General features: G+C 40.1%; 20 protein-coding genes. 9 read left to right on the forward strand and 11 right to left on the reverse strand.

Translation table 11 applies throughout. From position 1 onward, the window contains the following. Positions 1–142: 142 nt before the first annotated feature. A complete protein-coding gene (locus A3K91_RS08915) occupies positions 143–1,417 on the reverse strand; it encodes an O-succinylhomoserine sulfhydrylase (protein ID WP_062844941.1) in 1,275 nt (424 codons plus the stop codon). Between the two features lie 338 nt (positions 1,418–1,755). On the opposite strand from A3K91_RS08915, the gene A3K91_RS08920 reads away from it, so the two are divergent. The 3 genes from A3K91_RS08920 to dusA all read left to right on the forward strand — a co-directional run bounded on the left by A3K91_RS08920 (position 1,756) and on the right by dusA (position 6,072). Continuing rightward, a complete protein-coding gene (locus A3K91_RS08920; RefSeq protein WP_062844942.1) occupies positions 1,756–3,390 on the forward strand; it encodes a phospholipase D family protein in 1,635 nt (544 codons plus the stop codon). A gap of 249 nt (positions 3,391–3,639) precedes the next feature. Continuing rightward, the gene (locus A3K91_RS08925; RefSeq protein ID WP_062844943.1) at positions 3,640–4,941 is read left to right on the forward strand and encodes an MFS transporter; all 1,302 of its coding nucleotides are present in this window, start codon (positions 3,640–3,642) and stop codon (positions 4,939–4,941) included. 159 nt (positions 4,942–5,100) lie between these two features. Beyond that, positions 5,101–6,072 carry a tRNA dihydrouridine(20/20a) synthase DusA gene (dusA, locus tag A3K91_RS08930; protein ID WP_062844944.1) on the forward strand — a complete coding sequence of 324 codons (972 nt, stop codon included), beginning with the start codon at positions 5,101–5,103 and terminating at the stop codon, positions 6,070–6,072. Positions 6,073–6,125: 53 nt separating this feature from the next. Here dusA and A3K91_RS08935 read toward each other — a convergent pair whose 3' ends face one another. The 5 genes from A3K91_RS08935 to A3K91_RS08955 form a co-directional block, all read right to left on the reverse strand. Beyond that, complete coding sequence (locus A3K91_RS08935) at positions 6,126–6,911, reverse strand: CPBP family intramembrane glutamic endopeptidase (RefSeq protein ID WP_062844945.1); 786 nt, start codon at positions 6,909–6,911, stop codon at positions 6,126–6,128. A gap of 73 nt (positions 6,912–6,984) precedes the next feature. After that, entirely contained in the window at positions 6,985–7,875 is an 891-nt protein-coding gene (locus A3K91_RS08940) for an alpha/beta hydrolase (protein ID WP_062844946.1), read from the reverse strand. Positions 7,876–8,062: 187 nt separating this feature from the next. After that, positions 8,063–9,118: a signal peptide peptidase SppA gene (gene sppA, locus A3K91_RS08945; RefSeq protein WP_062844947.1), complete on the reverse strand. Its 1,056-nt coding sequence runs from the start codon at positions 9,116–9,118 to the stop codon at positions 8,063–8,065. Positions 9,119–9,324: 206 nt separating this feature from the next. Continuing rightward, the gene (locus A3K91_RS08950) at positions 9,325–10,647 is read right to left on the reverse strand and encodes a hypothetical protein (RefSeq protein ID WP_062844948.1); all 1,323 of its coding nucleotides are present in this window, start codon (positions 10,645–10,647) and stop codon (positions 9,325–9,327) included. Positions 10,648–11,231: 584 nt separating this feature from the next. Next, positions 11,232–11,441, reverse strand: coding sequence for a helix-turn-helix domain-containing protein (locus A3K91_RS08955; protein WP_062844949.1), 210 nt, complete (start codon positions 11,439–11,441; stop codon positions 11,232–11,234). Positions 11,442–11,525: 84 nt separating this feature from the next. Here A3K91_RS08955 and A3K91_RS08960 point away from each other — a divergent pair, with 84 nt between their 5' ends. The 5 genes from A3K91_RS08960 to A3K91_RS08990 all read left to right on the forward strand — a co-directional run bounded on the left by A3K91_RS08960 (position 11,526) and on the right by A3K91_RS08990 (position 19,002). Then, the gene (locus tag A3K91_RS08960) at positions 11,526–12,818 is read left to right on the forward strand and encodes a hypothetical protein (RefSeq protein ID WP_062844950.1); all 1,293 of its coding nucleotides are present in this window, start codon (positions 11,526–11,528) and stop codon (positions 12,816–12,818) included. A 128-nt stretch (positions 12,819–12,946) separates the two neighbouring features. Next, positions 12,947–13,195, forward strand: coding sequence for an antitoxin VbhA family protein (locus A3K91_RS08965; RefSeq protein ID WP_062844951.1), 249 nt, complete (start codon positions 12,947–12,949; stop codon positions 13,193–13,195). A 1,053-nt stretch (positions 13,196–14,248) separates the two neighbouring features. Next, on the forward strand, positions 14,249–16,267 hold the full coding sequence (locus tag A3K91_RS08980) for an AAA family ATPase (protein ID WP_062844954.1): 2,019 nt from the start codon (positions 14,249–14,251) through the stop codon (positions 16,265–16,267). 251 nt (positions 16,268–16,518) lie between these two features. Then, positions 16,519–17,109 carry a recombinase family protein gene (locus tag A3K91_RS08985; RefSeq protein WP_062844955.1) on the forward strand — a complete coding sequence of 197 codons (591 nt, stop codon included), beginning with the start codon at positions 16,519–16,521 and terminating at the stop codon, positions 17,107–17,109. A 309-nt stretch (positions 17,110–17,418) separates the two neighbouring features. Next, positions 17,419–19,002 (forward strand): Fic family protein, encoded by a 1,584-nt coding sequence (locus tag A3K91_RS08990; RefSeq protein WP_167541798.1) that lies wholly within the window; start codon positions 17,419–17,421, stop codon positions 19,000–19,002. A 486-nt stretch (positions 19,003–19,488) separates the two neighbouring features. Here the strand turns inward: A3K91_RS08990 and A3K91_RS14395 are convergent, their stop codons facing one another. From A3K91_RS14395 to lspA, 3 genes are all read right to left on the reverse strand, one after another. Continuing rightward, a complete protein-coding gene (locus A3K91_RS14395) occupies positions 19,489–19,737 on the reverse strand; it encodes a recombinase family protein (RefSeq protein WP_228139849.1) in 249 nt (82 codons plus the stop codon). 564 nt (positions 19,738–20,301) lie between these two features. Then, positions 20,302–20,646 carry a DUF3817 domain-containing protein gene (locus A3K91_RS09000; protein ID WP_084387319.1) on the reverse strand — a complete coding sequence of 115 codons (345 nt, stop codon included), beginning with the start codon at positions 20,644–20,646 and terminating at the stop codon, positions 20,302–20,304. A 245-nt stretch (positions 20,647–20,891) separates the two neighbouring features. Continuing rightward, a complete protein-coding gene (gene lspA, locus A3K91_RS09005) occupies positions 20,892–21,599 on the reverse strand; it encodes a signal peptidase II (RefSeq protein WP_007394842.1) in 708 nt (235 codons plus the stop codon). A 179-nt stretch (positions 21,600–21,778) separates the two neighbouring features. On the opposite strand from lspA, the gene A3K91_RS09010 reads away from it, so the two are divergent. Next, the gene (locus A3K91_RS09010) at positions 21,779–22,429 is read left to right on the forward strand and encodes an IS1595-like element ISPssp3 family transposase (protein ID WP_007394843.1); all 651 of its coding nucleotides are present in this window, start codon (positions 21,779–21,781) and stop codon (positions 22,427–22,429) included. Positions 22,430–22,456: 27 nt separating this feature from the next. On the opposite strand, the gene ccmI is transcribed toward A3K91_RS09010, so the two are convergent. Next, entirely contained in the window at positions 22,457–23,737 is a 1,281-nt protein-coding gene (gene ccmI / locus A3K91_RS09015) for a c-type cytochrome biogenesis protein CcmI (protein ID WP_062844957.1), read from the reverse strand. After that, positions 23,734–24,216, reverse strand: a complete 483-nt coding sequence (locus A3K91_RS09020; RefSeq protein WP_416231973.1) for a cytochrome c-type biogenesis protein — start codon at positions 24,214–24,216, stop codon at positions 23,734–23,736. Before A3K91_RS09020 ends, ccmI begins: the two co-directional genes overlap by 4 nt. Positions 24,217–24,245 lie beyond the last annotated feature (29 nt).

The raw sequence follows: 24,245 nt of genomic DNA on the forward strand, positions 1-24,245 counted from the left end.
GCCTTTATTTGTCGTCTCTGTCAGTAAAAACACAGCAAGCAAAAAATTGTCGCAGTCACGCACTATAATGCTTAGTATGTATTCTGTTTAATATTGACTATAACGTAACGTGCATGCGCTGACAGTGATTATACCGTTATCTTTATAAACTGTCTAAACCGCGCGCCAAATCTTTGATAATATCTTCTACATCTTCTAAACCGACTGACAGACGAATCAAGCCATCGTTGACGCCAGCCTCTGCACGCTCTTGCGCCGTGAGACGAAAATGCGTGGTCGTCGCCGGATGTGTGATTGTAGTTTTGGCATCGCCCAAGTTATTGGTGATAGAAACCATTTGTGTGGAATCAATCACATGCCAAGCAGCGGCTTTCGCATCGCGGTCATCTGACGCTTTAACTTCAAAGCCCATGATAGCCCCATAGCCATCTTTCATATGATGTTGATGGGTTGCCAGCTCATGTGCTGGATGATCGCTAAGGCCAGAAAAATGCACTTTACTGACATTGGGATGATCGACCAAAAACGCTGCTACTTGATTGGCATTGTGACAATGTGCCTGCATACGCAATTTTAGTGTCTCAAGACCTTTGGTAAAGACCCAAGCATTAAATGGACTCATGCTAATACCGCCTGAGCGTACCACTGTAAAGGCTTCTTGCATTAGCTTGTCGCTACCGACCAAAGCACCACCCAATACTCGACCCTGACCATCTAAGTATTTAGTTGCAGAGTGAATGACCACATCAGCACCCAAATCTAGAGGACGCTGCAATGCTGGTGTGGCAAAGCAGTTATCCACGACCAATAATATGTCATTGGCTTTGCATAGCTCGCTCAAATAACCAAGATCACAAATTTGCGCCAGCGGATTACTTGGGCTTTCACAATAGATCACTTTGGTATTTGGCTGGAGTGCTTTTGCCCACGCGTCATTATCGAAACAATCGACATAGCTGACCTCAACCCCGTATTTGACCATATAGTTGTTAAACAGCCCGATAGATGAGCCAAAGAGCTGATTGGCGGCCAACAAATGATCGCCCGCTTTTAGGTAGGCTAAGCACATGGTCAAAATTGCACCCATGCCCGATGCGGTCGCTACGGCTCGCTCACCATTTTCGAGCGCAGCCAAACGCCGCTCAAAGGTACGAACGCTTGGATTGGTGTGGCGTGAATAGACGTTGCCCGTTTTGGTACCATCAAAGTGTGCTGCTGCATCAGCCGCGGATTGATAGACATAAGAGCTGGTGGTAAAAATAGGTTCTGAGTGTTCGCCTTCATCCGTGCGATGTTGCCCTGCTCGTACAGCAATGGTTTGCATGCCATAATCAAGCCCTAAATCTAAGGCATCATTGCGCCAGTTTGGATCTAATGGGTTCACATTGCTCTCATCATAGGTTTGCGACTGACTCATAAATATTCCATTGCTTTGATTGGTATTGATTTGATTAATATTAAAAAGACTGTTTATTTTTTGATTATTGGCCAACGTACCAGCATTATCATATCATGTTGACTTATTCTAAATAGCAAGCTCGTAAATGAGTGGATGAATCTTATAAAAATAACGTATTTATAATAGGCAGAGATAACGACAGCTGGTAAGCTTAGCAGCGATTTGAATTTTGCCTTGGGTGATATTATCATACGCCTCATATTCAGTGCTATCATCTATAAAAACACATAGCAAATGCAAGCCCATTTCCTTAAAAAATGCTTCACTATATAAAGGTTCACTAAGGTAATTCATTTATGTCCATGTTTAGTATAGAACCTAACAACCTAGCTCTGAGTCTCACACTTGGACTTAGCTTAAGCCTTAGTGGATGCCAAGTTTTGCCAAAGCAACCGCATTTGCCCGAAAGCGTTGCACTATCAGCACGTGTTGACGCTTTATATCAGCAGGAAGGCGATCAAGTTAGTGCACAAGATACCGCTGACAATACCAATTTGGTTGCGGCTATTAGTGAGCAGAACAATATCCATCCTGAGCTGTCAGGCTATCATCCCATCGTAACAGGTGCGAACGCTTTTGCATCTCGCAGTATCTTAACTGAAATGGCCACACGTAATATCGATGCACAGTATTATATTTGGCATAACGATCAATCGGGTCAGTTATTGTTAAAAGATCTGTGGAGAGCTGCCGAGCGTGGGGTAATTGTACGCTTGCTATTGGATGATTTTAATAACAATGCAGAATTTGATCAGCATCTTTTGCGTTTTGCCAGTCATCCCAATATTGCGGTACGTATCATTAATCCTTTGGTGCATCGTAAGCTTCAGACATTGAATTATGTCACGGGTTTACCACGTATCAATCGCCGCATGCATAATAAAAGTATGACCTTTGATAAGCAAATTACTATTATTGGGGGACGCAATATCGGCAATGAATATCTGAGTAATGATCAAAACAGTCAGTTTGCAGACTTAGATGTATTGCTGATTGGCAAGGTAGTTGGCGATATTGACAATAGCTTTGCCAGTTACTGGTCTTCACCGCTGTCGTTCGATATCGAAACGTTAGTCACGCCTGATAATGATGTCCCATCTGGTTTCTTAGAAGCACTAGACAAGCTTGGGCCAGAAGATAAGGATGATAATCGTAGTGATGTGACTGTCTATAAGACGGCCATCGAAGAATCTACCATCGATGAAGACTTGCTTAATAAGCGTGTGCCCTTTCGTTGGACAGACATGCAGTTTTTGAGTGATGATGTAGGCAAACTATCAAAAACCGTCTCATCTGAAACCAACTTGGTGCATCAATTGCGCACTTTGCTTGGTAGCCCTACCAAACAATTAACCATTATTTCTTCCTACTTTGTTCCAACCAAAGATGGGGTCAATACATTGGTAAAACTGGCTGAGTCTGGGATTGATATTAAAATTTTGACCAACTCATTTGATGCTACTGATGTGACTGCGGTTCATTCTGGTTACATACAATGGCGCCCTGTTCTTTTAAAGGCAGGCGTTAGAATTTATGAGCTAAAATCAACCGCTTCTGAAGAAAAGCGCGAAAACAAATTGTGGAAAGCGCGCAGCCAGTCCTCAACCAGCTTACATGCAAAAACGTTTGCGGTTGACGACTACCAAGTTTTCATTGGTTCTTACAATGTTGATCCGCGCTCTGCCAATATCAATACCGAAATGGGCGTAATCATCAATGACGACCAACTGGCAAAACAATTGCATGGTGCGCTAAGTGATGATTTGTTGAACCAGGCTTATGAGGTTAAATTACTCGATAACGGCAAACTGCAATGGCATACGATGGAAGATGACAAAAAAGTGGTTTACGACTCAGAACCACGCGTCGATGTGAGTGACCATGTTTGGCTGACCATTATGTCATGGTTGCCTATTGATTGGCTGCTATAGCTGTCATACTAAAAAGTAAAAGTAATCGGAAAACCTACTTCTTAGTAATGAAATAGCTCATGGAATTGGGCATTTTTGACTCATACACGTGTAATCAGATTACTTACTTTTCAATTATTTTTTGCTCAACACTTCATCTTTTCGACCAATCATTATTTTTTATACTGATTTGCCGTTTTTTATTATGGTCAGTTATTTTGACAGTAACTGGCTTGATGAGCACTTTTATATGTGGATACGCGACTTACTATGCCTTCTCGTTCTCAATATGCCCTTATGTCTGCTAAAGACAAAAACATTGTCCTATTAGTATGTTTTAGCAGCGCAGTCGCGTTTTTCGATTTTTTGATTTATTTGTATATCGCTGATGTTGTAGCGACAAATTTTTTCCCTGTCAGTGTCAACCCTACTATTACAAAAATTCAAGGGCTTGGACTCTTTGCCATTGGTTATTTGGCTCGACCTATTGGCGGTCTTATTTTTGGGCGTTATGGTGACATCAAGGGTCGAAAGCCCGTACTACTGATCAGTATGTTAGTAACGGTAATCAGTCTGGCTGCAATGGCAATGCTGCCAACTTACGCCCAATGGGGATTAGTGGCACCAGCCTTATTCATTATATTACGACTGATACAAGGTATTGCTTTTGGGCTTTATGTCCCTCTTGCTTGGGTTTTTGTGGCAGAACATGTACCTCGCCAGTACTCATCAGTAGCCTGTAGCTATGTCACCGCCAGTTTTTATGTGGGGGTTTTATTTTCCAATGCTTTTTTTCTTTGGCTAACCAATAGTATGACACCTGACCAATTGGCCGATTACGGTTGGCGTTTGCCTTTCTTAACTGGCGCTATTTTAAGTCTTGTACCTCTGCTGGCATGGCGCTGGATAGATGAATCGCCATTCTTTGTCGAAATGAAAAAATCAAAGCCTGATAACTATATTGCTAAACCATTCCGTCTTCTTTTTAAACATTGTAAACACTCCATATTTATTGGCATGGTTCTTACGATTATTCTTTCTAGTATAACCACGGTCATTGTACTCTTACTGCCTGATTTGATTGAATTACGCTTTGCTTTAGACAGTGATTTGTTTGGATTCTCACACAGCCTGGGAATTGTCTTTATGGTTCTTGGTTGTATCTTTTATGGTCTGATATCGAACCAACAAAACTTTGGTAAAGTTTTGGCCATTGGTTCTACTTTATTGATCATTCAGATGCTTTTATTCTTTTATCATTTGCAAGCAAGTGGTGACTACATTCTCATTATGTATTCTCTCTTAGGTTTTTCTGCTGGTATTGTCGGTATGGTTCCAGCAATTCTTGTGCGTTTGTTTCCAACCAACGTACGACTAACTGGAATGGCTTTTTGTTATAATATGGCTTACGGTATTGTCGGTGTACTGGTTCCGTTCGGACTTGGCTACGCAACGTTATATGTGAGCTTCTCACCAGCGCTTTATATTGCGTTCGTCGGTTTTATTGGCATTATTATGGGTATTTATTTTTATAACTTACCTGAATTCAAAAAAATCGATGAAGTTATCTGATAAATAGCTGAGTTACATACTCTTAGCTCGTGAACGTACAGTATTTTATATATCGATTTAGTATAAGGGGTTGTTTATTACATACCTCTTATTCATTTATTAGCGATAAAAACGTAAACCGTAAGACTCAAACATTTCATTATTAAAGGCTGTACAACCATGGTTGATATGACCAACAAGCGACTCTCCGTTGCACCCATGATCGATTGGACAACGACAGATTATCGGTACTTTGCACGACTTTTTAACCCTCATACGTATCTGTATACCGAGATGATCAGTACAGGTGCATTGATACATGGCAATCGGGCGCGGCACCTACGTTTTGATGCGCTTGAGCATCCTTTAGTGCTACAACTTGGTGGAGCAGATACGACTGAGATGACTCAGTGCGCAGTGTTTGCTCAGCAATATGGTTATGATGAAGTCAATATCAACGTTGGTTGCCCCTCTGACCGTGTACAGTACAACAAAATTGGGGCATGTCTTATGGCGGAGCCTCATACTGTCGCAGACTTGGTCAAACACATGCAGGCCGCTGTTGATATCCCTGTGACCGTGAAGCATCGCATTGGTATTGATGATTTTGATAGTTATGAGTTTATGGCAAATTTTGTCCAAAAAGTCGCTGATGCTGGCTGTACACGTTTTATCGTGCATGCGAGAACCGCTTGGTTACAAGGTCTTAGCCCAAAACAAAATCGCGAGATACCGCCACTGCGTTACGATGACGTCTATCGCCTCAAACAAGATTTTGCTGAATTGGATATCGAAATCAACGGTGGTATCGAGACAATCAGCGATATTGACATGCATTTACAGCATCTAGACGGCGTTATGATTGGACGCGCTTTTTATCATAACCCTTACTTACTGGCAGAAGCCAATAGCTTGTGGGGACATGCTGTTCCTAAACGCTCACAGATTTTAGAGCAGCTCTACCCCTATTTAGAACAACAGATTGCCAAAGGTGAGGCTCTACCAACGATGACTCGGCACTATCTGGGACTGTTTCAAGGGTTAACAGGTGCTCGTAAATGGCGACAATCCCTAAGTGGTAAACCGCAACTAACGCTTGATGAGGTTAAACGAGCAGCTGATGAGGTTTTACTGTTGAATCCTGACGCCTAATTAAAAGAATGGCTCAATAGTTACGTTTCTAGTGATTGTAATACCTATATTGTTCATGCTGTTTGAGCAATATACTGTCCAATTGCCACGCCGTTGTTGATCATGTGCATTAACATAGGCAACAGCAATGAGCCTGATTTGACACGAGCATAGCAAAAGAGAAGTGCTAGCACCACGATGGTACTGATTTCGTAGATACCATACTGCACGTGAATCACCGCAAATATCAAGCTGGTCACTAAACTTGCCACAATTGCTCCATGATGTCTCCATTGAGATGTCACGAATTGCTCTGAGATAGCAGACCATAGTATGCCGCGAAATACCAATTCCTCATATAATGGCGCAACGATCACCATGGCAAAGACCAATAACCAGACCGAGCTGACTGATTGGTATAAAGGGTCGACAAATACCAATGGTGTTTCATCCAAAAAATACGTCAATACTTGACTACCAATCATAAAGAGTATCAACAACCCAAGCATCTTCATGCCTGTCGAAAAAGCAAATGGCTTCAATGCCAAATACTGGCGGCTGTTACCGCCCCGCAAGCGAATAATTAAGACGCTAATCGCTACTAATAATACACAGCCAATGATGATTGAATAACTGATCACTGTGCCATCATTACCACCAAAAAAGAATATATCAGCGACGGTTGTATTTTTAGTAGAAGGCAATACCAACTTGCCTGCAAAGTACACCCCCAGCAATTGGCTTATAAAAAAAGCGAGCACCATACCTATGGTCAACAGACAAGCTCCTAAGCGAGAAAATAAAGGAGACTGCTTAGATAGGGGTGTAGGATTGTCTGAATCAATAGCACTTTTTGGCATAAAGTCGTTACTCAAAAGGACAGTCTATCAGTCCAAATCTATAATGAAGTGAATAGTAGTCGGTAATTAATCTTTACTCTGCCAGCTGTTTCTGAATCAACACTAGTACCTGCAATGCTACTGATCTTGGATGCTCAAGCGGGAACATGTGACCACCCGCATGGGTTTCATAAGGAATGCCCAATCGTGATTTGACTTGCTGTGGAAAGCGACGTTTTAAAAAAAGACTGTCCTCACCAATGATTAAGATAACCGGCGGTTTGGGAGCACGATTTGGTGCAAGCCAATACCAAGAGGGATTGGTGCGAAATACAGCTACTTCACTGGCTTTCGGGATGGCCAAGGTCACTTTGCCATCGGCGCGCTCATGCAAACCGTGATCGATGTATCCTTGAAAACTACGCTCATCAAAATCTTTAAAAAATCCTTTGTGGCGCATTTTTTCATAAGCGTCTTGCCGACTATCCCACACATCGCGGCGATGCTTGGACACGCCTGCTGGCGACAGTTTATCCATCAAACGGTTATTCATGAGTGGCAATCTATCAGCCGTCTTTGCCAAATGCCATAGCAAACTGACTTTGCCATAAATCCAAGGCGGATCCATAAGTACCGCTTGGCTAAAGCGCGCAGGCGATTTATATAATGCTTGTAAAGTACACATAGCACCAAGTGAGTGACCCACTCCAACGACTTGCGTAACGCCATGCTTCTCACAGGTATTTTTCACACTATCGATAATCTGCTGCGTCAGACTACGCCAATGGTCATCGACTGGATAATCAGGGGTAGCGCCCAACATCGCAATATACTCAATCGTAAAAAACTCAGTCAGTGCTTCAAAAAACGGTGCGTAGACAGCACTTGGCATGCCATTGGCATGAGCAAAATGGATAACTGGCTTGTTCGTTATTTTAGATACAGGTAACACCTCAAAGGCATTCACATCAATTTTATCACTCATAATAGGCACTCATTAGATCATTATGAATAGGTTAAACGTTTTTATCATGATTGACCTCTTTCATTCTTTGCCCAAAATCTGACAAGGTTATCAATTTTTGTGTTTGTTTTTACCTACAATTAAGGCTGAGCATAGTTCTATACTCAGCCTTAACAATCATACACAGTAAATCTGAAATATTAAACGCTTAACGCATCTTCGCATTACCTTCTTCTTGCGGCAAAAAACCATCCAAACTCATGCTAGAACCAATACCTGCGCCCAGTTGTACGGCAAAACGATCCATAAACATTTGGAACGGATCGGTTGGACTGTAATTAATGATAGTATCAAGATCCAATTTTTTGCTAAGACTTGTGATACTACCTGTTTTGTCTGCCAAACCTAGCTCTATAGACTGCTCACCTGTCCAGAACAACCCTGAAAACAGTTTGTTCTGCTCAGGGTTTTTCAAGCGATCACCGCGGCCTTCTTTAACGGCATTGATGAAATGCTTGTGCGTATTGGCAAGCACACCTTCGACATGTTTTTCTTCGTAGTCAGTCAATGGACGCGACAAGCTCAAGATGTCTTTGTACTCACCCGCTGTGATAGTACGATCTTCTACGCCAACCTTATCCATTAAACCTTTGACATTGTAGCTTGGCATAATGACACCGATAGAACCAACCAAGCTCGATGGATTGACATAGATCTCATCTGCGGCAGAGGCAATATAATAAGCACCTGAAGCACCAATATCACCGATAACGGCATAAAGCTTTTTGTCTGGGTACTCTTTACGCAGATCCATCATGGTCTGCCAAATCTCATCAGACTGTACTGGTGAACCGCCCGGTGAGTTAATGTCTAACGCCACCGCTTTAGAGTTACTGTTTTCAAAAGCGTCTCTCAATGCCTCATTGACATCGTAGGCATTGGCCACGTCATCATTACTGATCACACCTTGAAGCTCAACCACCGCTAAATGCGGCTGACTCGTATCGACCCCATCTATACCCGTAGTCGGTGTGCTACAACTACGACCCAGCATCAAAAATATCAGCAATAGATAACCAAAGGTCAATAGTTTAAAAAAGATACTCCAGCGACGAGCACGGCGTTGCTCAACCACGCTAGCCAATAAGGTGTTTTCCAGCACTCGCCACTCTTGACCACTCGGCGGGCTTTGCTGCTGCATTGATACGGGCTGGTTTGCCGAATTATCAGGACGTTTGTTAGGGTCTGGTGGCCAGTTGGGCATATAACTTCCTAAGTCAGAAACAATCTAAAACAATAAAAAAGATAACGTAGAAAAAATCTAGAACGAGAGTGGATTCTCACACCCTATACTTTTAACTTGTCACGGTCATCTGTATTAACAAGCTGCTAAGTATGGTGGTATTTCATTTATGGTTCAATAGTATAACTGTGAAATATCACGATATTGTAACGCCTGTCATATAAGTACTATTTTTGAGGTGACACGTTGCCAATCTCACCTAGCGATAATGCCGCCTCTAGCCCTTTATCATCATAAGTCATAATTTCATCTATTTTTTGATGTCTCAGTACCTCGGTCGTGATCTGTGATTCGCTATGTCCAAGCCAAGTGGTATGGGATGAGGTTTGATTGTTAGAAGCATCAGCGGAACACAGTAACGACCACATTTGCCAGACCCGTTGGTGAGTATCAGCATTTAAAATAAGGCGCGATAATGGGTCATTTACTTGCTGAACAGTTGAGTGATCGCTCGATATGCGCGTTTGAATAGTAGAAGGCAATGATTTGAGGGGGTGAGCTGCATCATACTTTAATATTTGGATGGGCAAGCTGGTATCAATCGCTATCGTACAATCCCAAACACTGGCATCCCCTACCTTACTCCAACCCGTTAGTGCTTGAATGGTTAACGCTCCATTAGGTAGTTGCCATGTCTTACCTTGTTCGCAGGGTTGAGTACTCACACCTAACCTACCTTCAGGATGATTAATGGTCTGATACGCTTGCTGCAAATTGCCCCAGCGCTCAGAGCGACCGGCTTGCCAATATTGGCCGATAGGAATACGCGCAGCCAACTGTGCGACTGTCATGGGCAATATCTCAGATTGCCTGATACCAGACGTAGCAAACGTGTCATCATTATTGAGCGTAGTCGTTAATCCAGCATAGCCACTCTGCACTATGACCCCTTCTAGCGCATCGACAGATAGACTACCTAACTGCTGCTCCAATGCCGTAAATAGCTTATCAGCTGTTAACTTGCTTGGCATCGTTCGTATGGTAGCAGACCTATGATCTGCTAAAAATAGCCAATTTATATTTTTATTCTTACTTGTACGCTCATTATTTCCATTAGGATACTGCAACAAGACAGCGCTCACATAACGGTCACCCGTTGGCAAAATATACAATGTCGGTATCGTTTTTGGTGACTGCTGATTGGCATACACTGTCATCATTAATAATGTCAAAGGAGGAAGCGCCAGCCAGCGACTGACAAACCCTCGTGGTAATAGCCAAGGCACCATACTTAATATCACCATGAGCATTATCGCTGTATTTATAGGTGTGTATAACCACGCCTTTGACAACGATGGTAGTGACGTTAGCCAGATAATAAGCTCATGCAAATGAGCCACGATGGTACTGACGATCGTCCAAATACTGTCTGCTATAGCAGGTGATAACAGATAACAAAGCCCTGCCAATAAATTGAGCGGTACAATCACCCATCCAAACAGTCCGATTGCAAATAAATTTATGATAAGCCCCCATCCTACTCGTAACATAGAATTCTGGTGACATTGCTCTAACCCTTTATTTATATACCCATAAGTAGATTTAACTTATGTCCATAGAAAATCAATATTTATATGGACATAAATTCATAAATGTCACTAGTCTTCGATCTATATCAAGCATATATTTTCATCAATATTATAAAGTATTTGTTTTTCTAGAAGCCCTCACTAATTACATTTATAAATTAGAATTTGTTGACATGCGACTATACGTTACACCCATGTATAATTTTGATTGTTTTTTATGTTATTAGTAATCAATGCATATTTTTACGTGATTTATCTCTAAGTCATTATATTAATGGCCAAAGCGTAATTAATTTTTTGAATCTATCCTAATACTGAATAACTGACTTGCTCCAAAATACTCTGAGACATTAGGGTTAGGTTAATAGCTGTTTGGTTGAATATTTTAAATGTGTTTTGATCAATATAGCCATTTTTATAGTCTGTTTTAAGTGGCTCCATCACAATGGTATATTTCGAATAGTTTATTAATAGGCCCAAGGGATGTAACAATAAGTTCCCTCGGGATATACTCTAGCGATATACAATAAAGTCTAGTCTACAGCTCAAATGAGAACTTGGATCTCAATCTCTAACGCATCACATATCTCATAAGCTTTCTTGAGCGTAACATTCTTCTCTCCACGCTCAATATTTCCCATGTAGCTACGATCAATACCTGCCATCTCTGCCAATCTTTCTTGGGATATTCCTTTGCTTTTTCGCATCTCACGGACACGTTTTCCAAAGGCAATCATACGCTCATCTGTTGTCATCTCATTAACCGCTGCTAAAGATAGCAATACTCACAGTGGTAAGCTACAATATCCACGGGATATAGTCGGTATTAAGAGGTGGGCGTGAAAACTAAACTAGAGTATCAGCCAGATATAACAGAAACTAATAAGCTTATCTGTGAGAGGTACTGGTTAAGAGAAGGCGATAAACGAAGTGGTTTTATATATACCTGTAAAGAGATAGGTCAAGAGTTTGATTTTAAGCATCAAGATATACCTAGTATCGTTAAAATAAATGCTCATCTTGTCGTACTGGACTGTCAATGCATAGACTGCGGTACAACTAAGATTTGCTATACTCGTTCACAGCTAATTCGATTGGACCCTATTAGATGGCGGTGTGATGATTGCTGGGAAGCACTTCAAAAAAGAAGAGATCAAGAGTACTTAGAGTATCGTTTTAAACAAGACTGCTTAGCAGAAGAGAGAAGACAGACCGCTCTAGAGTACATCAATCAATGCAGAAGCATTCAATTGAGCAGTATTCCTTCAGTCACTGAACTTAACGATGTGGATAAGCTTCTACTTGCAGCGACGATAGAGAGTATAGGGGCAGAGAATCTAAAGACTACGGTCTCTCTACGTGACAATTTATCGTTACTTTTATCACCATTCTCTAAATTAGATGAAGAGATATTACATCATCTCTTTAACCGAAATCTGCTCATACTAGCTCCTGAAAATAGCTACGAATACGTAACCGTCAACGAAGCACAGGAGTTAGAAGTAGACTTCTATCAAGCCATATTTGAGTTCACTTATAGTATTGAGAATCTTACCAGCATCATGATAAACGCTAAATCTAGGAAAGATGTCAATGCTCTAGTAGCAGATAATCAATTCAAGAGCTGGTGTGAACAGGTACAGCTGGGAGAGTGTCTTAGCTACTTAATTACTAGATCAAGACTGAATGATCTAGCACCGCCTATTGGCGACAAGCTAGTTAGTATTTTCAGAGCATGTTTAGCCGAATGTTCTGTATCGACCATGCATTATATAATTTGGAAGTCTGTTGAAAATGCTGCTGCATACATGCAAAAACCAGGCATTACTCGAAGACATGCTTCAAATTCTGTTTCTGGTAATATAGAAAGGGTTTTCGGTAAAATATATAGTGGTAGTTGGTCTCACAATAGCTCTTATCGCGACTCTAGTCACCCTCAGTCTGCGATGGCCAAAATATTTTTTGATTATGTATTTGGAGTAAATGACGGTAGTTTTTATCACACTCTTGATGAGCTATTCAGTCCATACAGGTCTCAAAGAGCTTTAGGGCAAGTCAGTTATGCAACCCTAGGAAGTACTAAAAGCCCTAATTATTCAGTCAAAATATCTCTTGATATTAAACAATCATGATTTACCGATGTCTAAATCGTTAATACAATTAAATTAGCCGAATAAGACGTAGCAGTGAGAGAAAAGTTATTTAGATAGAAGACTATCTGACTTACTGAGCAAATTTATTATTACTGATAGGAGCTAGTATGGAAGATTCTAAATTCGAAGCCTCAATTACTGATGATCGTCCTATCCTCGTTAGTCAAGAAGAAATAGAAAAGCGCCGCCGTATAACTTCATCCACTTTGGCCAGTTTCGCAGTAGATAACATTCCTATTAATCCAGATACTCAGCATATTTTTAAAGACTTTGTGGAAGGTAAAATTGCAACTAACGAAGAAGTAACAGCGCTACTACACGCTCACTATACCAAGGTAGCACTTGAAAATAACTAATCAACGTCTCTTCCTTTACTAAAACCTCAGTATAATACTCATTACTCGCTAACGGTTTTCTCATGCAGGTGGGTATGATTTCTAATCCTCCATGCGCTTGTGTCTGAGATAAGTCTTATAGCCTTCATCCAATCTTTCTGCAACTTTACTAGCATAAATGCTTTTATCCTCACTAATTTGTCTTTCAATATAGAAATTCGCACTATTAAAAAAGTTCTTGAGTTATCGTCTAGTCTATTACAGTTGAAACTACTATTCGGTTTACAGTCGGCTGCTATTAAGCGGCTTTGATCTTCAAGTAATCCAGATCCACTACCCCTTACAACGTTACTGCTTAAGTCTAAAGTAGCACTCTCACTCATTATTAACTCAAGATAAGACAGCCTTCTAACTTGATTTTAGCCACAGTATCCTCAGTCAAACAAATTAAGTCACTTTCATTGATACTCTTTGAAGCAGATTTCATGTGCAGTTCAACGAAACACGAGCCTCTTATCACAATGCTTGATAGTTTCTTAAGATTTATGAATATCGGGACATTTTCTGCTAATGACTCTTTCTTTGTAATATGAAGGCCAGCAATACTGAACTTCGTTGAAAAAACTGTAAAAACTAGCATGGGATATTTTAAGCAGAAAGCTTAATGATAGTGATTCACATTGACGGTTTTGTAGTCATTGAATCTATATCTAACACTAGTAGTTCGATACCTGTATAGCGCATCGATCACGAATAGAATATGTATGCTAGGTACACCATGAAGTACACTGGAGCTACTTCATCGAGTTAAAACGTTGATACCAATTGCCTACAGTCAGGGGTTCAAGTCCTCACTAGGAAACCATTCTTCTTCCCATAAGAAACGTCATATGATTAAAGCTAAACCTATATGATAAGCAATATTTAGAGAAACAGATAGAATAGTTAATTTCCCATTACGCAGGGGTGACAGATATCAGAGAAACTTATCTTAGCAGTAGAATTAACAGTTTGAATGGTAATATAGCAAAAGAAAAATGCGAATATATTTATATAAAATTGTGAGGAAAAAATATGAAGTTAAGTAAAGCTCGAATTCAAAACTATCGCAGTATTATTGATACTGGTGAATTTGAAATTGAAGACCTAAAAACTATAATGGTTGGCCCAAATGAAGCAGGGAAAACAGTTGTACTAAGAGCCTTACAACAGTTAAATAAACCTGATGAAGTAGCTGGATTTGATATATTAAGAGATTATCCACGCTCAAAGTACAATGATATTAGTTCTGGAAGAGTATTAGCTGAAGATACCATTGTAGTAACAGGTTGGTTCAAACTAGACGAAGCTGATAAAGCTCTTATTCCAAAGCCATTCCATGATTGTATATATAAAGTAGAGAGAGCTATTGATAATCAAAGTTATCACTCTATAGAAAATGGGCCGTCAGCCATATATTTTTCAGACATTAGAGGCGACTTATTAAGGTTAGCATCACATCTAGATAAGCAATATTTTGTTGAAGACCCAGATGAACAAATGCAGAAGCCAAGTAATATTTTAAATGCAATCGTTAACGAATGGGTAGATTCTACTGAGATATCAGGAGATAGGTCCCGTTCTTTGGTTACCTTTTTAGATAATTATTATGCTCTTGTTGAAGAAGACAATATTAAAGAAGAAAAGAGACATGAAGAATTAAGAGCCAAAGCAAAGATTGGTGAATCGTCCGATCTAGTCCTCGACACTCTTGACACAAGAATGCCAGTTTTTATTCTTTTCAATAATTACTCAAAAGTAAAACCATTAATTAACCTAGATCATTTATATAAAAGGTCAGAAAGTGGTTTGTTAGATGATGAATATTATGATTATGGGAACTTATGTCTTTTAAAGTTTCTAGGATTCGATGTAAAAGAACTATCTGACTTTGGTAATACTCCAGCCCCAAATGCTAATAATCCAAAAGCATTGAAGGACTACCAAGACAAACTAGATAAGAGGAGTTATTTGTTAAATGCGGCAAGTATTCACCTCACGAGAGAAATTCGAAAAATATGGATACCAAACCCTAACAGACCAGAAGCCGATAAACTAAGAGTAACAGCTGATGGTCAGTACTTGAAAGTTGTTGTAGAAGACGATATGGGTGTCGATATTGAGTTAGATCAACGATCAGAGGGTTTTCAATGGCTTGTGTCGTTTTTTATAATTTTCTTTGCAGAAGCTGCGGATAAACATAAAAATGCTATTCTGCTTCTAGATGAACCAGGCATGAGCCTTCATGCTTTGAAGCAACGAGATTTTAGAACAACAATATCAAGATTAGCGGAACAAAACCAAACTATCTATACCACTCACTCTCCATTTCTAGTAGGGCCTGATGAACTAAATATTGTCAAAGTTGTGGAAATGAAAGATCGTAGTGATGGTACTAAAGTACATAATACAATTAATTCAAGCGATCCAGCGGCTCTTCTCCCTCTCCAAGAAGCATTAGGATACGATTTAGCTCAGAGCTTATTTACGCAAAAGAAGAATCTAATTCTAGAGGGTCTAACAGATTACTGGTATATAGAGGCAGCGTCAGCACTTTTACGTGTAAACAAGATAGTTGACTTGAACGATAAGATCTCTCTAGTTTTCGCAAATACAGCTGGAAAAGTAGTTTATTACGCTACCATATTACATGCTCAAAATTTGAAAATTGCAGCTCTACTTGATTCTGATAGTGCTGGAGATCAAGCAGCTACTCAAGATAGCTTGGTATATACACTAGGTAATAAAAACATCCTTCGAACTAAAGACTACTGTCAAAACGTTACTTCTCCAGAGATAGAAGACTTGTTGAGAGATACACTTATCAAGATTGTAGAAACAGAATATTCAATTGATTGTAAGCCGATAGCAGACTCGCAGCCAAAAAGAAATATTGTAAGCATATTTCAATCACAAGTTTCTAGTTTTTCAAAATACGACTTAGCCAAACATTTTATTAAATGGACTAGGAGTAATGACGCTTCAAATCTTACAGAAGACGAGATAAGTAATTGGACTATGCTCATTGAAAATATTAACAAAGTACTAAAGTGAGCTAATCATTTAGGTATGTACGAATAGGGTGCATTAAAAAAACAAAATCTTTTTTAATGCGCCCACCCATTTCATCAACTTATACCTCAACGGAACCACTTCAACCCATTATCATTAGTATATACCCAAAACATAAAACCTTTAAATGATAATCTATCTATCATTAGACTTTTTTATATTATTAAATGATAGTAATATCTTGTTATTATCAATGAGCACTAATTATTAAGTCTAAATAATAGAGGTGGGTTATGACTGTTCGTATTTATGTGAGAGCCAGCACTAAGGATCAAGACGCTACCAGAGCATTGGCTGATTTGGTGGCTTTCAGTACAAGTTATGATGATAACCATGTTGAGTACGTCGAGCATTTCAGTGGTACAAAGCTCGATAGACCATTATTAGCCAAGCTGCTAAAGGACGCTGAGCAAGGCGATATTCTACTGGTTGAAAGCGTGGATAGATTAAGCCGATTATCTCAAGATGATTTTGCAATTCTAAAGCAGCGCATCAAAGACAAGGGCTTACGATTAGTGGTGGCTGATCTGCCAACGACGCATACAGTCAGTGAGGGTATGACCGGGGATATTCTCAGGGTGATCAACGATATGTTGATCGACTTATTAGCCACAATGGCAAAGCTTGATAACGACAAACGTAGAGAGCGTATTAAGCAGGGATTGGCGAACAGTGGTTATAAGCCCACTGGTAAGAAGCCTAATACAACGAAACACAATCGTATTAAAGAATTAGCCAGTCAAAACAATATGACAAAAGAGGAGATTGCTAAGGCGGTTGGTGTTGGGGTGGCTACGGTTTATCGGGTGTTAAAGCAGGGCTAATAGCTGAGGTATTTTATTTTATTTTTGTTCATAAACAGCTGATATATAAGGCTTTACACGCGAGGCAAGAAGGCTTTATTTGCAGAAATAGGTACTCTATTACTACGTAGCTGTGTTAAGAACGGTGTATTTTCATCATTCAATTTCGTTCAATTATGCCCACTTAAAACGCCCTTCGATCTTTATCTAAAGACATCACAGCGTCATATAAAAATCGATTTAATGCAATGAGGCTTCATTATAATCATTATATTGCATTCATAATCGCTTTTCTGCAAAATAGCTTATCTATAATCGCTTGAGCCCCTCATGATGAATACCCCTACTTCAGACCCTATTGGCGCAGCATGGCTTATCCGTTATGCCAGCATCGAGCTGGTGTCCCCTTTATATGTCATCAGTAGTATCGGTGGGCGCAGACAAACCTATAAAGACGGTGACGTCATTCATAACGCTTATCAGGAAACCGCGCGTCCACTGGACACTATCATTGCGCACTTACAGTTTCACATGCGTCATGAAGTACTGAATTTAGAGTTACTGGTTCGTCTATTTGAGCAGGTAGGTGCTGATGACGTACAAGCATGGGTAAACGCTGAGCCGACAGGCAGCTATGCCCGTAGAATGGCTTTCTTGTATGAGTGGCTCATGGGTCAGCAGTTAGCAGTACCGAGTAATTTAGGCGGTAACTATGTGGACGCTTTAGATGCTAAGAAGCAGGTTACTTCAAGCCCTGCGCATGTCATAAAGAATGCTCGTTGGCGTATCAATGACAATCTTGCAGGAACCCGTCATTTCTGTCCTCAATTGGTGAAAACAGAGTTGTTTACGCAAGCCGCTGCACTCGATATTGCCACAATGGTTGACAAGCTGAACGATGAATTTGGGCAAGACTTACTGATGCGTGCCTCCGTATGGATGACATTACGAGAGAGTAAAGCCAGTTTTACTATAGAAGGTGAAGGGAAAGAGTTAAAACGTATTGAACGTTTCGCCGATGTGATGGCACGGCGTACCGGCAAGGGCGATATTCCGCTTGATCCTGAGTCGCTAGCAGAGTTGCAACAAGAGATACTTGGTAGCAAAACGGTCATCCAGCAGTATGGCGTCCGTCAATCTCCAGTTTTTGTGTCGCATACTCAGGTCAATGGCTTTAAAGAGATTGTGCACTATATTGCGCCACCTGCTGATGACATTGCTGAAAAGCTCAAAGGGTTACAGGCATTTATGGAAAAGACCGAGGGACAATCGGCACTGATACGTAGTGCGGTTGCTTCCTTTGCTTTTGTGTATATTCATCCGCTAGCGGATGGCAATGGCCGAGTACATCGCTTCCTAATTAACGATGTACTCAGACGCGACCAGATCATTCATGAGCCGATTATCTTACCTATATCGCAAGCCATCGCTGAGCATCCCTCAGACCGTCATGCCTATGATAAAATTTTAGACCGTGTATCCGTGCCACTTATGGAGCAAATCCGTGATCATTACAGCTTTGATAAACAAGCGATTACTTACCCTGATGGTATTCGCTCAAACTTAAATTTTGGAAATACTCACCTAATTCAACCTGCATGGCGCTTTATGGATCTAACGCCTCACGTTCAGTACTTATCAGGACTCATTGCTCATGTTATTGAAAAAGAGATGCATAACGAGTCACAGTACCTAAGAAAGCATGACCATGCACGACTGGCGATAAAAGAGATTGTTGAGATGCCCAACAGCTATGCCGATAGAATTATTCGTAGCATGCTACAAAATAAGGGTGTTAAAAGTAATAAGCTATTGAAGGATTATCCGTTTTTGGCAAATGATGAGGTTTGGGACGATATTTTCTCTGTGGTTGTAGAAACCTTTAAAGATGAAGCAGATGGTTTGAATAGTTAGAACAAACCCTGCTATACGCAAGAAAATCTGCCTTGATAATCAAGCTTAAGCTAGTATCAGTATCATCGTTGCGATAATGATTCGTTTATAAAAGATTCGGCTAAAATACTGTAACTTGAAACGTAATCAATATTTTTCTTACTTAAACAGAATATATTAGAGGAACTTTGATAACAGACAATTTTTATTTGACAAGGTTATTACAGATCCTCAAAATAATTTTGAGTATTTGAGTATTTGAGTATTTGAGTATTTGAGTATTTGAGTATTTGAGTATTTGAGTATTTGAGTATTTGAGTATTTGAGTATTTGAGTATTTGAGTATTTATTTAGCTATACAGCTATCAAATGACGCGAGCACTTAGCTGTAGCTTGTATTTCAGAATAACTACGCCCAGATTTCAGAAGGCTAGCGATAATCTTACGCTTCTCGGTATCTTTCCTACGTCCTGAATATTTACTTTCTACCTTAGTACGAGAAATACCTTACATCTGACGGTTACGTCGATCTTCATAGTCCTTTCTAGCAATAGCAGCGAGCATATAAAGCATCATCGAATTGATGGCCTGTAATACGCTGCTCATAAATACAATGCTGCTATCAGATTGAGGCGTTATATAAGAGGTCGGTAGCTCTTCTGATACTACCGCCAGCTTCTTTTCTAATAGCATTCTTTTGAGAGTATCCCAATCAGCTTGGTTTAAACGTGCTAAGCGGTCAATCTGCTCAACCAAATTATATCGCCTTCATGGGCATCATTTATCAGTTACATTAACTGTGGACGTATTAAAGTTGCGTCTGACTCGTTTTCAACATAGAAGGCGGCAATTTTGTGACCATGATCAGCAGCAAGCTATATGAGCTCACTTTTGGCACGCTTGGCATCTTGATCTTTGATTGGCGCTCTATGCTCTGATAAACATAAACACCTAAAATAGTCTGTTATAAGTAGTTCCATTATTGCAGTCTATTATAAGTAGACTATTAATTGATTAAGAGACCTGTTTTGATAGTGCCCCTGGGGTATACCCTACGATAACAGGAAAGCCATCGCGGATGACAAAACCTGTTTAGCTTTTAAACAAAACGGGTTTGTCGATAGTATGTAAGATAAGTTCGAAAAGTAACTGGAGTGTGAGACTATTCATACTGGGTCTGAATTAAAGTTTTATTGTGATTAATTTCTGCTCAATGTTATTCATTTGTCGCCACGATGAGTGATGGCGGCTTGTGATTTAGTTAGGAAAAATAATCTTGAGTAATAAGATACGTTTGTGGCATTTATAGCAGAGCTTGTTCTAGGCTTCTTTACTTACATTTTCCTGCAAGTTCTTTTTTAGTAAATGATCGAATATAAATGGGCCAAAAGGTAAGAGTGAGCCGAGTACGCCCGCAGGTATTGCCCAAAGAGGCATTTTCATTTTGATAGCTGAATAGGTAATAAACAACATACCGTGTGCCATACCGATGTATTTCACACCTTCTGGAATGTCCATCATATATTTTAGTGGCATGGCGATGAAGAGCAATAATAAGAAAGAGGTGCCTTCTAGATAGCCTATAAGGGTAAGACTTTTTAACGCTGTCTCTTGTTTTTTTCTAAGGCTGTGAATTTTTTCAATAGTTGGCTGAGTCTGTGACACTGTATTTTCCTTTTGTTATTATCAATAAAGAATTTATGGATTATTCAATGTCTCTATAATAATGGCTCTACGCAGAGCTTTTAAGTATTGAGTTTTAAGACCTAAAATGAGTGAGTACCTATACCAGTCATACATTACCTTCCAGTTCACATTTTATAAACATACTCAAGTATAAAAAGTATTTTTCCGTATAGAGTGAATACGACGCTAGTTCATTTTGTTTGTGATAATCGGTATCAATGTGCTTATTTATTACGCTTACTTTCTAAAAATATCATGTCAATTATAATCAATGCGACACCGACACAGACACCTATATCTGCAACATTGAAAATAGGATAATTCCAGACATCAGCATAATGCACATGGATAAAGTCAACCACTTTACCAATTCTTAAACGATCGATTAAGTTGCCAATCGCACCACCAAGCATTAAGGCCAACCCCATAGATAATAGCTTGGCTGCACGTGGCGCTTTGATTAAATAAACCGTTAAAAAGATAGCCATTACAAAAGCTAAGCCTGAGAAAAACCATTTCTGCCAACCGCCAGCGTTGGCTAAAAAGCTAAATGCTGCCCCATAGTTATAAGCGAGTGTCCAGTTGAGAAATGGTTCAATGACCGGTACGGGGTCATTGAACGCTAATGTGGTTTGGGCCAACCACTTAGTCCATTGATCAAGTATTAATACCATTATCGCCAACAAATACCAGATAAAAGCGCGACTGCCATTGGCAACCATTTTTGGCATTTTGTCCAACTTATCTTTAGGTGTTATTGAGTTGCCTGAAGTCACGTACATAGCTTTAGGCGTATGATTTATGGTTTTAGAGTCAATCGATTGATGAGTACTACTCACAGCTATAGGTACCTTCTTGTCAGCAATATTAGTACTAGCCGATTCAACGCTATTCAATTTAGTACTATCTAATCTGTCGGTAGATTCAGTCATAGTTGTTTCCTTTATCTATATTTATACAATGAACAATGTTAAACGTATATGTTTTTGGTATACGATTATTAATCGCGCCACTTTCATAAACGGCTCCACTTACCGCTCTGGTATTATGAAACTTACGGTAATAATTTTTGGGGCTGTCCTAGATAAGTAAAATTATTTAGGATAGCACTATGAGAAAGAGTAAACTAAGTTGGTATAAACAAAGCAGACTAATCGAGTTATTTGTTGCCGGTTCTACCGCGAGAACAGCAGCAAGCCTAATTGGTATTAATAAAACGACAGCCAGTTATTACTTTCATAGGCTAAGACTGCTTATTTACGAGAATAGTCAAGACCCTGGTCTATTTGAAGGCGAAATCGAAGTAGACGAATCATACTTTGGTGGAACTCGTAAAGGCAAGCGAGGGCGAGGTGCTGGTAGCAAAGTGCCCGTGTTTGGTCTATTAAAGCGTAATGGCAAGGTCTACGCTTGTATTATACCCAATGCTAAAGCAGATACTTTGATCCCCATCATAAGAGAAAAAGTGAAGCCTGATAGCATTGTTTATACTGACTCATTTAAAAGCTATAACGCATTAGATGTCAGTGAGTTTACTCATTATCGTATCAACCACTCCAAAACCTTTGTTAATGACAAGAATCACATTAATGGTATAGAGAACTTTTGGAACCAAGCTAAACGGCATCTACGTAAGTTTAACGGAGTTCCAAAAGAACATTTTCACCTCTATTTAAAGGAATGTGAGTGGCGTTTTAATCACAGTGACCCAAAGTCGCAATTACTACAATTAAAACAATGGGTTAAACAGGGTTTGAACTAGTTATCTAGGACAGCCCCTAATTTTTTATTAGGGAATCTGTTGATTGATTTCAACATTAACCTGAGTCTGTTCAACGCTAATCATTATAGGATTACCCGATAAGTCGCCTGATTCTGCTATGGCATTACCGCTATGACTAATACGAGCAACGACTGCTAACTGAGTTTTGTCACTACGAGCTGAATTTAACGTGCGATCTGGCATCATCGCATCAAGATTGCTTAAGCGGATACTAGCCTCACCTTGCTTGATAATACTAATGGGTAAACGTTTGGCGGCAAACGGTGGACCTCCTTTAACGTCACGTATCGCAACAAACAACACATCATCAGCTTTCACTAACGGTAATAAATTAGCGTTAATTTTCACTGTCACGTCAATACCTTCTAGCGCTTGCTTTTCTTGCGTGCTAACGTAGTTGCTTAACTCATCTAAGCTTGCTAAAGCTTTAGTATGATCACCTGGTTTGGCCACAATGCTGCCTTGTAAGCGTTTAATCCAACCTTGCGCTTGGGCAAAGTTACTACTACGAGTCTCACCCATTGCCATGAGCATTTGAGCCCGTTCATGCTGCGGATTCTTAGCTAATATAGCTTGTAATACACGGCGAATATTGGCGTCTAACTGACCTTCATTAACAAAAAAACTAGTCTGAGCATAAGTAGTAGCAATCTCCTCGTTATCAGGTGCTAAACGATAGGCACGCGATAAGGCTTCTAAAGCAGAGCCAGTCGCCTCCATCGATAAGAAAAGCTCAGATAGGCGCATCCAGCGATTAGGATCATCAGCGTTACGATGGACGTTGGTCTGCATAGCGCTAATCAACTGACGACCGTTTTCAGTCGCCCACTTTGGTGGCTTATCAATCTTAGCCGTCAATAGGTCATCAGCCACTTGTCCTACTTTGTCCTCGCTTGTCCACGAATCAAACACGGGCGTACGATTGCCTATTAGTAAGTACGCCATTGCAGCCAATATTGGGATCCAAGCTGCGACAATTAAACGGCTTTTGACATCAGGGGTGACCATAGGTGTTATCTGACGCTGCGCATCTAATAGCTGACGCTCCAGTTCCAGCTTTTGATTTTGATAATGGCTATTATTAATAGTACCGCTGTCTTTATCTGTTTGTAGCTCAGCTAAACGTTCGCGAAATACTGCAACATTAATATCTAGCAGTTGATTGTCTATTGGTTTGGACTGCAAACGCGGTGCTCGTAGCCATGGCATAATAGCAATTAGCGCAAATATAAGAGCAATCAGCAAGCTTAGAGCTACAAATAAGCCAAAAGTAGAAAATAGAGTCATTTTTTGTCCTCTATGCTAGTAATATCGTGGTCGACATTCTCAGCTTGCGATAATAGACGATCAAGCTCAGCCTTTTCTGTAGAGGTCAAGGCAGCAGTACTGTTCACTGTAACGCCGTTTTGGCCACGGGCGACAACTTGGCGGCGTTTACTTTGCCAAAACCAACCAACAATTAAGACGAGCAATAATAATGGTGGAAAAAACCATAGGATCCATGTCGATGGTCGCATAGGCGGCTTGTAGCTAATAAAGTCACCGTAGCGCTCTTGCATATAGGCGCGTATTTCAGCATCACTACGTCTATCTTTAATTAAATCATAGACTTTTTGCTTTAGATCCTGTGCAATCGGTGCATCAGAGGCTGCAAGGTTTTGATTTTGGCATTTTGGGCAGCGAAACTCTTCTATTAATCCACGATACTGAGCTTCTTGCTGTGGTGAATCAAAATCGTATACGTCAATAGCTGCGTTTGCCGTCATGTTAAGCAAACACGCTAGTATTAAGCTTG

This window comes from Psychrobacter alimentarius (assembly GCF_001606025.1).
Classification (GTDB): Bacteria; Pseudomonadota; Gammaproteobacteria; order Pseudomonadales; family Moraxellaceae; genus Psychrobacter; species Psychrobacter alimentarius.

What these genes read in the sequence shown, in the direction of transcription:
- A3K91_RS08965 (WP_062844951.1), top strand. Translation starts at nt 12,947, where the DNA reads ATGGAAGATTCTAAATTCGAAGCCTCAATTACTGATGATCGTCCTATC.
- A3K91_RS08915 (WP_062844941.1), bottom strand. Translation starts at nt 1,417, where the DNA reads ATGAGTCAGTCGCAAACCTATGATGAGAGCAATGTGAACCCATTAGAT.
- A3K91_RS08955 (WP_062844949.1), bottom strand. Translation starts at nt 11,441, where the DNA reads ATGACAACAGATGAGCGTATGATTGCCTTTGGAAAACGTGTCCGTGAG.
- lspA (WP_007394842.1), bottom strand. Translation starts at nt 21,599, where the DNA reads ATGACTGAATCTACCGACAGATTAGATAGTACTAAATTGAATAGCGTT.
- sppA (WP_062844947.1), bottom strand. Translation starts at nt 9,118, where the DNA reads ATGCCCAACTGGCCACCAGACCCTAACAAACGTCCTGATAATTCGGCA.
- A3K91_RS08980 (WP_062844954.1), top strand. Translation starts at nt 14,249, where the DNA reads ATGAAGTTAAGTAAAGCTCGAATTCAAAACTATCGCAGTATTATTGAT.
- A3K91_RS08920 (WP_062844942.1), top strand. Translation starts at nt 1,756, where the DNA reads ATGTCCATGTTTAGTATAGAACCTAACAACCTAGCTCTGAGTCTCACA.
- A3K91_RS09010 (WP_007394843.1), top strand. Translation starts at nt 21,779, where the DNA reads ATGAGAAAGAGTAAACTAAGTTGGTATAAACAAAGCAGACTAATCGAG.
- A3K91_RS08935 (WP_062844945.1), bottom strand. Translation starts at nt 6,911, where the DNA reads ATGCCAAAAAGTGCTATTGATTCAGACAATCCTACACCCCTATCTAAG.
- A3K91_RS09020 (WP_416231973.1), bottom strand. Translation starts at nt 24,216, where the DNA reads ATGACGGCAAACGCAGCTATTGACGTATACGATTTTGATTCACCACAG.
- A3K91_RS08950 (WP_062844948.1), bottom strand. Translation starts at nt 10,647, where the DNA reads ATGTTACGAGTAGGATGGGGGCTTATCATAAATTTATTTGCAATCGGA.
- ccmI (WP_062844957.1), bottom strand. Translation starts at nt 23,737, where the DNA reads ATGACTCTATTTTCTACTTTTGGCTTATTTGTAGCTCTAAGCTTGCTG.
- A3K91_RS08990 (WP_167541798.1), top strand. Translation starts at nt 17,419, where the DNA reads ATGATGAATACCCCTACTTCAGACCCTATTGGCGCAGCATGGCTTATC.
- A3K91_RS08940 (WP_062844946.1), bottom strand. Translation starts at nt 7,875, where the DNA reads ATGAGTGATAAAATTGATGTGAATGCCTTTGAGGTGTTACCTGTATCT.
- dusA (WP_062844944.1), top strand. Translation starts at nt 5,101, where the DNA reads ATGGTTGATATGACCAACAAGCGACTCTCCGTTGCACCCATGATCGAT.
- A3K91_RS08985 (WP_062844955.1), top strand. Translation starts at nt 16,519, where the DNA reads ATGACTGTTCGTATTTATGTGAGAGCCAGCACTAAGGATCAAGACGCT.
- A3K91_RS08925 (WP_062844943.1), top strand. Translation starts at nt 3,640, where the DNA reads ATGCCTTCTCGTTCTCAATATGCCCTTATGTCTGCTAAAGACAAAAAC.